We start from the raw sequence: 14801 nt of genomic DNA, 5'->3' as shown, positions 1-14801 counted from the left end.
AGCTTCAAGGAGTTACACCATGAAAAAGCTGACCACCGTCGCACTGTCCCTCTGCCTTGCCATGGGCGCCGCCAGTGTTTTTGCCGCGGATACCATGAGCAATGACTCGATGTCCAAGGACGCCATGTCCAAGGACGCCATGTCCAAGGACGCCATGTCCAAGGATGCGATGCACAAGGACTCGATGAAAAAAGACTCGATGTCCAAGGATGCAATGTCCAAGGACGCGATGAAGAAAGACAGCATGTCCAAGGACGGCATGAAAAAAGATGCCATGTCCAAGGACGCCATGAAGAAAGACCCAATGTCGCAATAACCCCAAACACCACAATCCCAATGTAGGAGCAGCCTTCGGCAGCTCCTGCAGAGGCAATCGATTACCGCAAAATGGGGGTATGACCTCAACTCATACCCCCATGATTTTTTATGGTTACAGCCCCGCAAACCCCCAGTGTTAAAAAATCGCAAACCAGCTCATCAACAACAAAAAAGAGCGTTTGCAACCATGACTCATCATCACTGCCGCGTCCTCGCCAGCTCCCTGCTGCGCTCTTCGAATCCCGATTTCTGCCACGCCGTGCCCCTGGCCCGCGTGCGCTTCTGATCACTCAAACAAATCCCTCTGCGTCCTGACAAGAGTAACGACACATGAAAGAACTCGACCTGTACATCGGCGAAGGTTTCGAAGGCCCAGGCGTGAACGCCGCGCACATCAACATCCTGATCGGCCCGCGCAACGGCCCTGCTGGTCAGGCGTTCGCCAACAGCCTGGCCTCGCCGAGCCAGGGTCACTGCCCGTTCATGGTGATCGCCCAGCCGAACATTCCGGTCAAGCCGATGACCCTGTACGTCAACAAGGCCGCCATCACCAGCGACCTGCACGGCAACGCCACCTGGGGCGCGTCCCAGGCCGGTATCGCCAAGGCCGTTCTGGAAGCGCTGCTGGACGGCACCCTGCCGCCGGAAGCCGAAGACGAGTGGGCCATCGTTACCGCCAACTGGGTCAATCCGTCCTGCGACGACCTGGACGCGGTGTACCTGAACAACTACAACGCCTGCCGCACCGCGATCCGCGCCGCCCTGACCGGCAAGCCGGAAACCGCGCAGCTCAAGGATGTGGTCAACCACATCGCCAACCCTTTCTACACGCCAAAAGCCTGAGGTCCGCGCCATGCAATACATTCGTTTGGGTAACTCCGGCCTGGAAGTCTCCCGCCTGTGCCTGGGCACCATGAACATGGGCACTCCGGACTGGAAACCGTGGATCTTCGATGAGAAGAAAAGCGAGCCGATCGTCAAGCACGCGCTGGACAATGGCGTGAACTTCATCGACCTGGCGGACTTCTACTCCGCAGGCGTCGGCGAAGAAGTGGTAGGGCGCATTGTCAGGCGCCTGGCCCGTCGCGAAGACCTGGTGATCACCACCAAGGTCGGCTACGGCACCCGTCCAGGCATCAACGCCAGCGGCCACTCGCGCAAGCACATCATGGACAGCATCGACGCCTCGCTCAAGCGCCTGGACATGGATTACGTCGACGTCTTCATGCTGCACTACTTCGACGTCAACACCCCGGTCGAAGAGACCATGAGCGCGATGAACGACATCGTGCGTTCCGGCAAGGCCCGCTACATCGGCGTGTCGACCATGCTCACCGGCCAGCTGGCAAAAATCCTCATGGCCTGCGAGCGCAATGGTTGGGTCAAGCCGATCAACATGCAGCTGCAACTGAACTGCGCCTACCGCGAAGAAGAACGCGAAATGATCCCGTTCTGCCGCGATCAGGGCCTGGGCGTTTCGGTGTTCAGCCCGCTGGCCCGCGGTTTGCTGACCGGTGATGTGCAGTCGACCCGCAACCAGACCGACTTCTTCACCCAGCAGATGTACAGCGATGAAGCCTCGTTCGAAATCGCCCGTTCGGTGCAGCGTGTAGCCCGTGCCCGTGGCGTGTCCAACGCACAGATCGCCCAGGCCTGGGTCGCCAATCACCCTGGCGTGGATTGCATGCTGGTCGGCGCCGACACCACCGAGCAGTTCGACAGCGCCCTGGCGGCCCTGGAGACCAAATTCGACGCCGAAGAGCTGCATGAGCTGGAGCGCAACTACACCCCGTGCGACGTGATCAACGATTACACCGCCGGCAAACGTATCCTGCGCACCGCGCGTCCTGGCACCGAGCGTTTCAACCTGACCGAGGCCGTGGCATGAGCGATTTGATCCGTCACGGCAACTTCATCGATGGGCAATGGTCGAGCGGCGGGGCTACATACCCGGTACTGAACCCGGCCACCGGCGAGCTGATCGCCGACGTGCAAAAGGCCGGCGCCGAAGAAACCAACCTGGCGATCGAAGCGGCCAACCGTGCCTTGCCGGCCTGGCGCAAGTTGACCGCCAAGGAGCGCAGCCAGCGCATCAAGCGCTGGGGCGAGCTGATGCTGAGCAACCAGAAGGATCTGGCCACCTTGCTCAGCCGCGAGCAGGGCAAGCCGCTGGCCGAAGCCATGGGCGAAGTGGTCTACGCCGCCAGCTTTCTGGAGTGGTTCGCCGAGGAAGCCAAGCGCGCCTACGGCGATGTGATCCCGAGCCACAAGGCCGATGCGCGCATCGTCGTGGTCAAGGAAGCCATTGGTGTGGTCGCGGCGATTACGCCGTGGAATTTCCCGCTGGCCATGGTCACCCGCAAGGTCGGCCCGGCACTGGCGGCCGGTTGCACCATGATTCTCAAACCGTCGGAAGAAACCCCGCTGTCGGCTTTCGCCCTGGCGGTGCTGGCCGAGCAGGCCGGCATCCCGGCTGGTGTGTTCAACGTGGTGTCCGGTGATGCCGTGGCGATCGGCGGCGCGCTGCAAGCGTCCGGCATCGTGCGCAAGCTGTCGTTCACCGGTTCCACCCGCACCGGCAAATTGCTGATGCGCCAGGCGGCCGACACGCTGAAAAAGATCTCGCTGGAACTGGGTGGCAACGCGCCGTTCATTGTCTTCGACGACGCCGACATCGACGCCGCCGTCAAAGGCGCGATGGCCTCGAAATTCCGCAACACCGGCCAGACCTGCGTCTGCGTGAACCGCTTCTTCATCCAGGACGGTGTGTACGAAGCCTTCACCGGCAAGCTCGCCGAAGCGGTCGCGGCCATGCGTGTCGGCAATGCCCTGGAAGGCGAAACCGAGCAGGGTCCGCTGATCAATGCAGCGGCCCTGGCCAAGGTCGAGTCCCACGTCAGCGACGCGGTAGGGAAGGGCGCCAAGGTCCTGTGCGGCGGTCGCCGTCACGCTTTGGGCGGCACTTTCTACGAGCCGACGATTCTCGCCGAAGCCAGCAGCGACATGCTGATCGCCCAGGATGAAACCTTCGGTCCGGTGGCAGCGTGCTTCCGATTCAAGGACGAAGCCGAAGTGCTGCAACGCGCCAACGACACGCCGTACGGCCTGTCGGCCTACTTCTACAGCCGCGACATCGGTCGGGTCTGGCGCATGGCCGAAGGCCTGGAAGCGGGCATGGTCGGCATCAACGAAGGGATCATTTCCACGGAAGTGGCGCCCTTCGGCGGCATCAAGGAATCGGGCCTCGGTCGCGAGGGCTCCAAGTACGGTCTGGATGACTACCTGGAAATCAAATACCTGTTGATGGGTGGCCTCTAAGGTTCACCCCCCATCCCCTGTGGGAGCGGCGGTGCGACGATTCCACAGGGGCAGCATCAAAGCATCACAAACAGCTATCGGTTTCTTTTCTCCGTCAATAACAAAAATTGGAGACTTACATGTCCGTACAACCGGTAAAAATCGACGACCTGCCCATCGGCCGTTTCCACATCAAAATCGCCGGCCTGACCTTCGGCGCCCACTTCACCGACGGCTACATCCTGGGCCTGATCGGTATCGCTTTCACTCTGCTGAGCCCGCAGATGCAGCTCGATGCATTCTGGCAGGGCCTGATCGGCGCTTCGGCACTGATCGGCCTGTTCCTCGGCAGCCTGTTCTTCGGCTGGATTTCCGACAAGGTCGGCCGGCAGAAGATCTTCCTGGTCAGCTTCGTGCTGATCACCCTCGCTTCGGTGATGCAGTTTTACGTCGAGTCGGCGATGACGCTGTTCCTCTGTCGGGTCTTGATCGGCATCGGCCTGGGCGGTGACTTCAGTGTCGGCCACGCCATGCTCGCCGAGTTCGCGCCGAAGAAGCACCGGGGCGTGTTGCTCGGTTCCTTCAGCGTGATCTGGACCTTCGGTTATGTCGCCGCGACCTTCGTCGGCACCGCCATGCTCAGTCTGGGCGACGATGCCTGGCGCTGGATGCTGGCTTCGTCGGCAATCCCGGCGGCGCTGATTCTGATTGCCCGTATCGGCACCCCGGAATCGCCGCGCTGGCTGGTCAATCAGGGACGTGTTGCCGAGGCCCGCGCCATCGTCAAGAAGTTCCTGGGTGAGCACGTCGAGCTGGACGAAACCCGTTCCACCGAAACCCGTTCCGGCTACGCCGTGCTGTTCAGCCCCGAGTACCGCAAGCGCACCGCGTTCAACTGCCTGTTCTTCGTCTGCATCGTGATGCCGTACTTCGCCATCTACACCTTCCTGCCGTCGATCCTGGAGAAGATGGGTCTGGCCGAGGGTTTCGGCACCGAGTTGATGCTCAACATGCTGCTGATCCTCGGCGCGCTGATCGGCATCTGGTGCACCATCAAGTTCACCCGTCGTGGGTTCCTGATCAACTCGTTCATCATCCTGGCGATCGCGTTGTTCCTGCTGGCGGTGTTGCCGAGCAGCACGGCGACCTTGATGGTATTGGTGTTCGGCCTGTTCACCCTGGTGCTGTCGGCGGTGAGTAACCTGGTGGGCGTGTTCCCGGCCGAAAGCTTCCCGACCGAAGTGCGCGCCAGCGGCATTGGTCTTGCCACGGCGGTGAGCCGCCTGGGTTCGGCGATCAGTACCTTCCTGTTGCCGGTGAGCGTGGCGGGCATCGGCCTGAGCCCGACCATGGGCATCCTCGCCGCGATCCTGGCGATCGGTGCGCTGCTGTCCTGGGCCTGGGCGCCGGAGACCAAGTCGCTGACCCTGAGCCAGGCGTGCAAGGCGCAGAGTCCGGTGGAGAGTGGTTCGGCGGTGTCGGCTAAAGCGGCTGCATCAATCTGAAGGACTGCATGGATCCAAATGTGCGGGCTTGCTCGCGAAAGCGGTGTGTCAGTCGACATCAATGCAGCTGACACGACGCCTTCGCGAGCAAGTCGAATCGTCGCACCGCCGCTCCCACAGGGGATAGTGGTGTACCAGAGAGTGGTGGTGTGTCAGGGATTACTGACCACACTCAACCAATCAGTAAACAACCGCACCTTCGACAACCCCCGCTTGTCATTCGCCACATCCAGCCAATAGCCATAGGGCCCGATCACCTCCACCGGGGTGATGGGCAGCAGGCTGCCGTTGGCCAGTTCCTTTTCGATCATCTGCCGGTCGATCACCGCCAGGCCGCCACCGGCCAGAGCCGTGTGGATCACCTGGTCCAGGGTGCTGAATTCCAGCCCTTGCCCGGCCTCGACGTCATCCCGGCCCATGGCCGCCAGCCAGTTCTCCCAGACCTTCAGGCGCTTGCCGTCGTGCAGGATGTGCAGCAGGGGAAACCGTCGCAGGTCCGGCGGCAGGTCGCCGTTGAACAGCTCGGGGCTGGCGACCGCGATATGCCGCTCCATCACCAGCAATTGACTGTGGCAATGATGCGCCGCTTCCAGGCCGAAGCGGATGTGGCAGTCGATTTCCGCGAGGCTTTCGTGCCCCATCTGATTGGTCACGCTCAGGCTGATATCGGGGTAGCGCTGGACGAAGGCGCGCAGATGCGCCGACAGCCAGCGCGTGCCCCAGGTCGGCGGCGCGACGATGCGCAGGCGCTGGCGCAGATTGGGCACACGCACCGCTTGCAGGGCACGTTCGATATGGTCGAAGGCGTCGCTCAGATGAGGGGAGAGGGCGATACCGGTTTCGGTCAGGGTCAGACCCTGGGGCGTACGGATGAACAGCGCGACGCCCAGGTAATCTTCCAGTTGCTTGATCTGCCGGCTGACGGCGCCCTGGGTGACGTTCAGTCCCACGGCCGCCTGGCTGAAACTGCGATGCCGCGCGACCTCTTCGAAGACGCGCAGCATGTTGAGCGAGGGCAGTTGACGCATGGAAGGGGCTCGATGTTTTTGTGTTGTGGTGCCTATCTGACTATTGGCTACGGGCCGATGCAAGTGTTGTTTGTGCCAACGCCTTCGCGGGCAAGCCTCGCTCCTGCAGGATTCGGTGATGAACCGTAGGAGCGAGGCTTGCCCGCGATGGCGTCGGCAAAAACACCGCAGACCTGTAGGAGCTGCCGCAGGCTGCGATCTTTTGATCTTGCCTTGAAAGATCGCAGCCTCGTTGCACTCGACAGCTCCTGCAGGGGAGTGTCGGTCAGAAGTAGTAACCGATGTTCACATACACCTGACTCTCCCAGTGATCCGTCCCGCCAGCCGCCAGGCTCTGGGTGTAGCTGCTGCCGCCAATGTACGGATCGTTCCTGCCGATCAGCCATTCGGTGGCCACCCACAGTTTGCTCAGCGCGAACGACGAACCGAGGATCAACCGTTCAGAGGTCTCAAAGCCGCTGGCCGATTTGTCGAATGCGCTGTAGTTGGCGTAGAGCTTCGCCCCGCTGATCTGGTCGAACAGGTATTTGCCGGCCACGTCGTAGCTCAGGTCCGCGACGTACAGGTTGCCGCGACTGGCGACGTTGTACGTACCGTCGTAACCGCCGAAGGTCACCACTTCGTCGGTGCCGGGGTTGCGCGGCGACATTTGCTGACGCGCTGCCTGCAACTGCACGCCCCACGGTCCGTTCTTGCCCAGGTAGTGCACACCCACCACATTGCGTCGGCCGTCGTCGTTGGTATCGCGGTTTTCCAGGGTCGAGGTCAGGGCGGACACGCCGACTTCGGATTTCCATGGCCCCAGGTCCAGCGCTTTGGCGACGCGCAGGGCCAGGGTGTTGCGTTCCTGGTTATCGCTACCATCGGTCACATAGCTGTCGGCTTGCGACACCACGCTGGAAAAGGTCACGCCGTTGCTGGTGCCCTTGCCTTGCCAGGCCGGGCGCAGGTAATAGCCGGCTTGAATGTTCCAGTCGCCACTTTGCTGGATGTACTTGGCGCCGACCTGTTGTACATCTTCAAGGCCGATGACGTTGCCCAGGGTTTCGTAAAAGGTGCTGCCGAAGTACGGCTGCAGACCGAATGGCACGTTGTTCAGGCCCACTTGCACCTGCTGGTCGGGGTTGAACTTGTAACCCAGCCACGCCAGCTTGGCGAACTGGATGTCGCCGTAATTTTTCGTGTAACGATAAGGATAGGAGCGGCCGTAAAAACGGTACTGGGCTTCACCGATCCAGGTGTCGGAGTTGTATTTGGCGCTGAGGTAAACGGTGTCCAGGCCAAAGTTCTGAATGTCGCGATCCGGGTCGTAATCCCAGCGTGCGCGAATGGCACCGCCCAGATCGAGGTTGTCGGTGACCTGGACGGCCATGGCCGGGGCGGCAAAGGTGCAGAGTAGAGCGAGATACAAAGGGCATAGACGCAGTGGAGCGGGGAAGGGCATGTGGCAGCTCTCGGTTATTTTTATGTGAGATGCCCGTAAGTCTTGCGATCCGCGCTGCGATGAACAAACGATTAAAAATCCGGGTAAACCTTCCTCGGATGCATGTTACTGGGAAAATCCAGTACGCTTGGCCACTGTCATCTGTCTTCGAGAGTTTTCCATGAAACGCAAAATGCCCGGCCTGAACGCGCTCAAAGCCTTTGAAGTGGCCGGTAGCACGGGCAGTTTCACCCGCGCCGCGGAGTTGTTGAACGTGACCCAGAGCGCAGTCAGCCGACAGGTGCGGCAGTTGGAGGAACAACTGGACGAGAGCCTGCTGGTGCGTCGCCATCATCACCTGGAGCTGACCGCCGCCGGCCGGGTGTTGCTGCGGGCGCTGCACCAGTCCTTCGACAAGATCGAACTGACGGTGCGCAGCATCCAGCAGAAAAGCCATGCCAACCGCCTGCACGTCAATGCGCCGCCGACCTTTACCAGTCGCTGGCTGATGCCGCGGCTGGGGCGTCTGCGCGAGCAGCATCCGGACCTGGAACTGAGCATCACCACGCGCCTGCAGGACAGTCTCGCGGAGACCGGCACCCTGGATTGCGCGATCCGTTTCGGCAACGGCGAGTGGGATGGCCTGGACAGTTCCCTGCTGTTTCAGGAGCGGCACATTGCGGCGTGCGCGCCGTCGCTGTATGCGCGGGAGTGGAGCGAGGAGGGCATCGACCTCAATCGCCTGACGCTGCTGCATGTGCTGGCCCGGGAGGATCAGCGTTACCTGACCTGGAAACACTGGCTGGACGCGGCGCGTATCAGTGGCGTCGATACCCAGGGCGGCTATGAATTCGATCTGTTGGACCTGGCGATCCAGGCGGCCATCGATGGACTGGGCATCACCATCGCCGACTGGCACATGGTCGCCCCGGAACTGGCCAGCGGGCAGCTGACCCAGGTGCTGAACGTGCATGTCGACGGGCATCAGTCCTACTGGCTGGTGACCCGGCCGGAGCAGACCGAGATGCCGCAGTTGCAGGTGTTCAGCCAGTGGTTGCAGGAGGAGATCTGGTTGGCGCAGAGGCAGCTCGAGCCTTCAACCGCAGCCTCCTGAACAACGCAAATCCCCCGTGGGAGCGAGCAAGCCCGCTCCCACGGGGGATAGTGGTCAATGCGGGTAACCTGCGTTTTTAGAATGTTACATCGCTCAATAAATCGTTTGTTCAATCCAGCCCGAATGCCAAGACTGCCCCGACTGGACAAAAACAACGATGGGCGATTCACATGCGACTCGAGCGAAACTTTGTTAACGGGCAATTTATCGAGCCGGCCAGCGCCGCGCTGATTGCCGTCTACAACCCGGCCACCGAGGCGCTGCTGGGCCACGTCTGCGCCGCCACCGCCGATGAAGCCACCGCTGCGGTCGAAGCCGCCGCGAAGGCGCAGAAAACCTGGGGCAAGCTCACCAGCATCGAACGCGCCGAGCACCTGCGCGCGTTCGCCGATGCCCTGCAAGCCCGCGCCGAAGACATCGGCCAGGCCCTGGCCGCCGAGTCCGGCAAGAGCGTCAGCGACGCCAGCAACGAAGCCCGCTATGCGGCGCAGATCACCCGTTATCACGCCGAATGGGCACGCCGTATCGAAGGCGAGATCATCCCGAGCGATTCGCCGAACGAAAACCTGTTCCTGCACCGCGAGCCGATTGGCGTAGTCGCCTGCCTGATCCCGTTCAACTACCCGGTCTACACCCTGCTGCGCAAAATCGCCCCGGCGCTGATTGCCGGGAACACCGTGGTTGTTCGCCCAAGCAACAACACCCCGACCTCGGCCTTCGAAATCGCCAAGGCCGTGCAGCAATCCGGTCTGCCGGCCGGCGTGGTGAACATCCTGACCATGGACCACGCCACGGCCGCTGCCGTCTGCACCCACAAGGCCGTCGGTCTGATCACCCTGACCGGCAGCGTCAACGCCGGGCGCATCGTGCTCGACTACTGCAAGGCCAACATCGCCAAGCCGTCCCTGGAACTGGGCGGCAAGACCCCGGCGATCATCGAGGCCGATGCCGACCTCGAAGCCGCCGCCACGGCCATCGTCGGTTCCAAGACCACTCACTGCGGCCAGCTGTGCACGGCGGTGGAGCGGGTCTACGTCCAGGAAAGCGTCTACGACAAATTCCTCGGCCTGCTGAAAGCGAAAATCGGCGCCGTGAAATTCGGCGACCGCGCCACTGACGCCAGCCTGATGGGCCCGCTGGTCAACGCCAGCTCGCAGAAGAACATCCATGCCATGGTCGAGCGCGCCATCGCCGACGGTGCTGTACTGGAAGCAGGTGGTTTCATCCCTGAAGGCAACGGCCATTTCTACCCGCCGACCCTGCTCAGCGGCTGCCGCCAGGACATGGAAATCATCCAGGAAGAAATCTTCGGCCCGGTGCTGCCGGTACTCAAATACCGCGACATCGACGAAGCCCTGGCCATGGCCAACGATCACCAGTTCGGCCTGTCGTCGGTGCTCTACACCGAGAACTACCGCACCGCGCAGAAAGTCGCCAACGCCATCGAAGCCGGCGAGCTGTACGTCAATCGCACCCCGGCCGACCCGTACCAGGGCTATCACGCCGGCTGGAAACGCTCGGGCCTGGGCGGCGATGACGGCAAGCACGGCATGCTCGAATTCACCCAGACCCGTCTGGTGGTCATGAAGTATTGAATGGAAGCAGCTACGAGCTTCTAGCTTCTGGCTGCAAGTTCAAAGCGAACCGTTTCAAGCTTGCGGCTTGTAGCTTGTAGCTTGCCGCTTGCCGCTGCACCTATAACAACAATTATCAGAGCGCCCGGCACACCGGGCGCCAGAGGTCTACTCAATGTCCAAGCAAGCAACTTCTGCTGCCGCTGTTCAGGGTTCCAACGCAGGTTCACAAAGCCAGAGTGACAAGGGCAGTCGCTATTTCCAGCTGATGTTGCTGGTACTGGCCGCCGGTGCGATCTACCCGATTCTCTATCTGCGCCAGGTCTACCAGACCACCATGCTCGAAGTGTTCCAGATCAACCACAGCGAGCTGGGTTATCTGTACTCGATGCTGGGCACTATCTTCCTGTTGTCCTATCTGCCGAGCGGCTGGCTGGCCGACCGCATCGCTCCGCGTTTCCTGATTTTCTTCTCGCTGGTGGCCACCGGCGCCCTGGGCCTGTGGTACTCCACCGCGCCGTCGATGACCAGCCTGATGATCATCTTCGGTTGCTGGGGCCTGACCACCGGCCTGACCTTCTGGGCCTCGGTGCTCAAGCGGGTGAAGATGATCGCCCATCATTCCGAGCAGGGCCGGTTCTTCGGCATCCTCGACGGTGGTCGCGGTCTGGTTGAAGCGCTGTTGGCCACCGTCGCCCTGGCACTGTTCGCCTACGCCACCGAAACCCGGGGCGAGTCGACCGCCGAAGGCTTCCGGCATGTGGTGTACATGTACGCCTTCACCTGTATCGCCATCGGCTGCGTGCTGGTGCTGATCAAGGACCCCAAGTCGATGGAAGCCACCGCGCAGGTGGAGAAGGGCAAATTCAACCTGTTGGCCGACCTCGCGACCCTGGTGAAAATCCCCGAGCTGTGGCTGGTCACCGCCATCGTGTTCTGCGGCTATCACATCTTCTGGGCCACCTACAGCTTCTCCGATTACCTGCAGGGCGGCGGCATGACCGCGGTCATGGCCGGCACCATCACCACCATCAAGCTGTGGATGCGTCCTATCGGCGGCATCGGTGGCGGCTGGCTGGGTGACAAGTTCTCGAACATTTCGGTGCTGGTGGTCGCGCTGTTCCTCGCGACCCTGGCGATGGTCGGCCTGATCGTGTTCCCGGCGCTAGGCAGCATGGGCCTGTTGATCGCCACGGTGATCTTCATCGGCCTGATGACCTATGCGATTCGCGGCCTGTACTGGGCGATCCTCGATACCTGCGACATTCCGCTGCGCATCACGGGCCTCGCCATCGGCATCGTTTCGGTGGTGGGTTACCTGCCGGACACCTTTATCCCGCTGATCAATGGCTACCTCACCGAACAGTACCCCGGTGCTGTCGGTTACAAACTCTACTTCGGCTACATCGCCAGCGTCGGCCTGATCGGGACCTTCGCGGCCCTGGCCCTGCGCGCTCGCGTCAATCGCAAATCTTTGAACAAGACTGGTGTTTGAGATGAAAATCGTCGCCCTTGAAACCCATATCGTTGCCGTTCCGCCACCGCACATCGGCGGCATGTACTGGCTGTTCGTCAAGCTCAAGACCGATTGCGGCATCGAAGGCGTGGGCGAGATCTACGCCGCGACCTTCGGCCCCAAGGCCATGCTGCCGATCATCGAAGACGTGTTCGAACGCTACCTGCTCAACCAGGATCCGCACCACATCGAGCGCTTCTTCCGCCAGGCCTATTCGAGCGGTTTCACCCAGCGTCCGGACCTGACCATGATGGGTGTGGTCAGCGGCCTGGAAATGGCCTGCTGGGACATCATCGGCAAGGCCGCCAACAAGCCGGTCTACGAGTTGCTGGGCGGCAAGGTCAACGAGCGCCTGCGCTCCTACACCTACCTGTACCCGGTCAACAGCAAGGGCGAGTACGACTACGACGACCCGGACCTGGCCGCCGAGTGCGCCATCGAGAACATGAACAAGGGCTTCACCGCCGTGAAGTTCGACCCGGCCGGGCCGTACACCGCGTACTCCGGGCATCAGATCTCGCTGCAAGTGCTGGAGCGCTGCGAAACCTTCTGCCGCAAGATCCGCGAAGCGGTGGGCGACAAGTGCGACCTGTTGTTCGGCACCCACGGGCAGATGGTGCCGTCCTCGGCGATCCGCCTGGCCAAGCGTCTGGAGAAGTACGACCCGCTGTGGTTCGAAGAGCCGGTGCCGCCGGGCCAGGAAGACGCCATGGCGCAGGTCGCGGCCAAGACCAGCATCCCGATTGCCACCGGCGAGCGCCTGACCACCAAGTACGAATTCTTCAAGCTGCTGCAGGCCGGCGGTGCGTCGATCCTGCAAATGAACGTCGCCCGTTGCGGCGGCCTGCTGGAAGCCAAGAAGATTGCGAGCATGGCCGAGGCCTACTACGCGCAGATCGCTCCGCATCTGTACAACGGGCCGATTGGTGCTGCCGCCAGCTTCCAGCTGGCGACCTGCACGCCGAACTTCCTGATTCAGGAAAGCATCATGACCTGGGGCGGTTTCCATGCCGAAGTCCTGACCAAACCGTTGCAGTGGGAAGACGGCTACATCATCCCGTCCACCGAACCGGGCCTGGGCGTGGAGCTGAACATGGACGTGGTGCGCAAGCACTCGCCGTACACCGGCGAACGCCTGCACCTGCAAATGGCCCCGACCCCGGCGGACGTCAAGGACACATCGCCGGCCCGGGGCTGACGGGATCTATCGCTCGTTTCGAGGCATGGCGCATTCCCCTGTGGGAGCGGGCTTGCCCGCGATGGCGTCAGCACAATCAACATTGATGTGACAGACAGATAGCTATCGCGGGCAAGCCCGCTCCCACAGGTTTTGCGCCGTAGCTGACCGGGCGGCTTTTTGAATAACGACTTACGCGGTAACCGTGCATGACATACGACTACATCATCGCTGGCGCTGGCGCCGCAGGCTGCGTCCTGGCCAATCGCCTGTCGGCATCGGGCAAACACACGGTGCTGCTGCTGGAAGCGGGCGGCAAGGACAGTTCGCCGTGGTTCAAGATCCCGGTCGGCTTCGCCAAAATGTATTACAACCCGACCTTCAACTGGATGTACTACAGCCAGCCACAGAAGCAACTGGGCAACCGTGAAATCTACGCCCCGCGCGGCAAGGTGCAGGGTGGTTCGGGCTCGATCAACGCGATGATCTACGTGCGCGGCCAGGCCCATGACTTCGACGACTGGGCGGCCAACGGTAACGACGGCTGGGGCTTCAAGGACGTGCTGCCGTACTTCCGCAAGCTGGAAAACCACCCCTTGGGCGACAGCGAATACCACGGTGGCAGCGGCCCGATCAGCATCACCCCGATGAAGGGCCAGACGCACCCGATCTGCGACGTGTTCCTCAAGGGCTGCGACGAGTTGGGCTACCCGCTGAGCGAGGACTTCAACGGTCGCAATTTCGAAGGCGCCGGCATCTACGACGTCAACACCCGCGATGGCCAGCGCTGCTCCAGCAGCTTCGCCCATCTGCATCCGGCGCTGAGCCGGCCGAACCTGACCATCGAGCATTTCGCCCTGGTCGACCGCGTGCTGTTCGATGACCAGCAACGCGCCACCGGCGTATCCATCACCCAGCACGGCGTGGTGCGCACCTTCACGGCGAACAAGGAAGTGATCCTCTGCGCCGGCGCCGTGGATACACCGAAGATTCTGCAACTCTCCGGCGTCGCCGATCAGGCACTGTTGGCCAAGCACAGCATCCCGCTGGTCAAGCACCTGCCGGCGGTGGGGCAGAACCTGCAGGACCACCTGTGCGCCAGTTACTACTACAAGGCCAACATCCCGACGCTCAACGATGAGCTCAGTTCGCTGTTCGGCCAGTTCAAGCTGGGCCTCAAGTACCTGTTCACCCGCAAGGGCGCGTTGGCCATGAGCGTCAACCAGGCCGGCGGTTTCTTCCGTGGCGACGAGCAGCAGAGCAACCCGAACCTGCAGCTGTACTTCAACCCGCTGTCGTACCAGATCCCGAAGAACAACAAGGCCAGCCTCAAGCCCGAGCCGTATTCCGGCTTCCTGCTGTGCTTCAACCCGTGCCGGCCGACCAGCCGCGGGCACATCGAGATCGCCTCGAAAAACCCACGGGACGCGGCGCTGATCGACCCGAACTACCTGAGCACCCAGAAGGACATCGACGAAGTGATCCAGGGCAGCCGGTTGATGCGCAAGATCATGGGCGCACCGGCGCTCAAGGGCATCACCGTCGACGAAGTGCTGCCGGGGCCGGCGATTGAAACCGACGAGCAGATGCTGCAGTACTTCCGCGAGAACTGCGGTTCGATCTATCACCTGTGCGGCTCCTGCGCCATGGGCTCGGACGAGCAGAAATCGGTGGTGGACAAGCGTCTGAAGGTCCATGGCATGCACGGTTTGCGCATCGTCGACGCGTCGATTTTCCCCAACGTGACCTCCGGCAATACCCACGCCGCGGTGCTGATGGTGGCGGAGAAGGGTGCTGACTTGATCCTCGAGGACGCCTGATTTGACCGTTTGCCTGTATCAAAAATGAA

12 protein-coding genes are annotated in these 14801 nt (G+C 61.8%); 10 read left to right on the top strand and 2 right to left on the bottom strand.

What is annotated here, in order from left to right:
• Nucleotides 1-19 precede the first annotated feature (19 nt).
• The 5 genes from HNO86_RS21955 to HNO86_RS21935 all read left to right on the top strand — a co-directional run bounded on the left by HNO86_RS21955 (nucleotide 20) and on the right by HNO86_RS21935 (nucleotide 5120).
• Nucleotides 20-316 carry a pentapeptide MXKDX repeat protein gene (locus tag HNO86_RS21955; RefSeq protein ID WP_175379021.1) on the top strand — a complete coding sequence of 99 codons (297 nt, stop codon included), beginning with the start codon at nucleotides 20-22 and terminating at the stop codon, nucleotides 314-316.
• 332 nt (nucleotides 317-648) lie between these two features.
• Nucleotides 649-1161 carry a formaldehyde-activating enzyme gene (gene fae / locus HNO86_RS21950; RefSeq protein WP_175379020.1) on the top strand — a complete coding sequence of 171 codons (513 nt, stop codon included), beginning with the start codon at nucleotides 649-651 and terminating at the stop codon, nucleotides 1159-1161.
• 10 nt (nucleotides 1162-1171) lie between these two features.
• Nucleotides 1172-2206 carry an aldo/keto reductase gene (locus HNO86_RS21945; RefSeq protein ID WP_175379019.1) on the top strand — a complete coding sequence of 345 codons (1035 nt, stop codon included), beginning with the start codon at nucleotides 1172-1174 and terminating at the stop codon, nucleotides 2204-2206.
• Nucleotides 2203-3636, top strand: coding sequence for an NAD-dependent succinate-semialdehyde dehydrogenase (locus tag HNO86_RS21940; protein WP_175379018.1), 1434 nt, complete (start codon nucleotides 2203-2205; stop codon nucleotides 3634-3636). Before HNO86_RS21945 ends, HNO86_RS21940 begins: the two co-directional genes overlap by 4 nt.
• A gap of 119 nt (nucleotides 3637-3755) precedes the next feature.
• Complete coding sequence (locus HNO86_RS21935; RefSeq protein ID WP_175379017.1) at nucleotides 3756-5120, top strand: MFS transporter; 1365 nt, start codon at nucleotides 3756-3758, stop codon at nucleotides 5118-5120.
• Between the two features lie 152 nt (nucleotides 5121-5272).
• Here the strand turns inward: HNO86_RS21935 and HNO86_RS21930 are convergent, their stop codons facing one another.
• Nucleotides 5273-6148, bottom strand: a complete 876-nt coding sequence (locus HNO86_RS21930) for a LysR substrate-binding domain-containing protein (protein WP_175379016.1) — start codon at nucleotides 6146-6148, stop codon at nucleotides 5273-5275.
• Nucleotides 6149-6413: 265 nt separating this feature from the next.
• Nucleotides 6414-7592 (bottom strand): hypothetical protein, encoded by a 1179-nt coding sequence (locus HNO86_RS21925; protein WP_175379015.1) that lies wholly within the window; start codon nucleotides 7590-7592, stop codon nucleotides 6414-6416.
• Between the two features lie 160 nt (nucleotides 7593-7752).
• On the opposite strand from HNO86_RS21925, the gene HNO86_RS21920 reads away from it, so the two are divergent.
• The 5 genes from HNO86_RS21920 to HNO86_RS21900 all read left to right on the top strand — a co-directional run bounded on the left by HNO86_RS21920 (nucleotide 7753) and on the right by HNO86_RS21900 (nucleotide 14772).
• Nucleotides 7753-8685 carry a LysR substrate-binding domain-containing protein gene (locus tag HNO86_RS21920; protein WP_175379014.1) on the top strand — a complete coding sequence of 311 codons (933 nt, stop codon included), beginning with the start codon at nucleotides 7753-7755 and terminating at the stop codon, nucleotides 8683-8685.
• A 170-nt stretch (nucleotides 8686-8855) separates the two neighbouring features.
• The gene (aldA, locus tag HNO86_RS21915) at nucleotides 8856-10280 is read left to right on the top strand and encodes an aldehyde dehydrogenase (RefSeq protein ID WP_175379013.1); all 1425 of its coding nucleotides are present in this window, start codon (nucleotides 8856-8858) and stop codon (nucleotides 10278-10280) included.
• 154 nt (nucleotides 10281-10434) lie between these two features.
• Nucleotides 10435-11754 (top strand): nitrate/nitrite transporter, encoded by a 1320-nt coding sequence (locus HNO86_RS21910; protein ID WP_175379012.1) that lies wholly within the window; start codon nucleotides 10435-10437, stop codon nucleotides 11752-11754.
• Between the two features lies 1 nt (nucleotide 11755).
• Entirely contained in the window at nucleotides 11756-12973 is a 1218-nt protein-coding gene (locus tag HNO86_RS21905; protein ID WP_175379011.1) for a mandelate racemase/muconate lactonizing enzyme family protein, read from the top strand.
• Nucleotides 12974-13161: 188 nt separating this feature from the next.
• Complete coding sequence (locus HNO86_RS21900) at nucleotides 13162-14772, top strand: GMC family oxidoreductase (protein ID WP_175379010.1); 1611 nt, start codon at nucleotides 13162-13164, stop codon at nucleotides 14770-14772.
• The last annotated feature ends 29 nt before the right edge of the window (nucleotides 14773-14801 follow it).

It is taken from the genome of Pseudomonas sp. C1C7 (genome assembly GCF_013359595.1).
Taxonomy (GTDB): domain Bacteria; phylum Pseudomonadota; class Gammaproteobacteria; order Pseudomonadales; family Pseudomonadaceae; genus Aquipseudomonas.
This window is presented reverse-complemented; position numbering and strand designations above follow the sequence as displayed.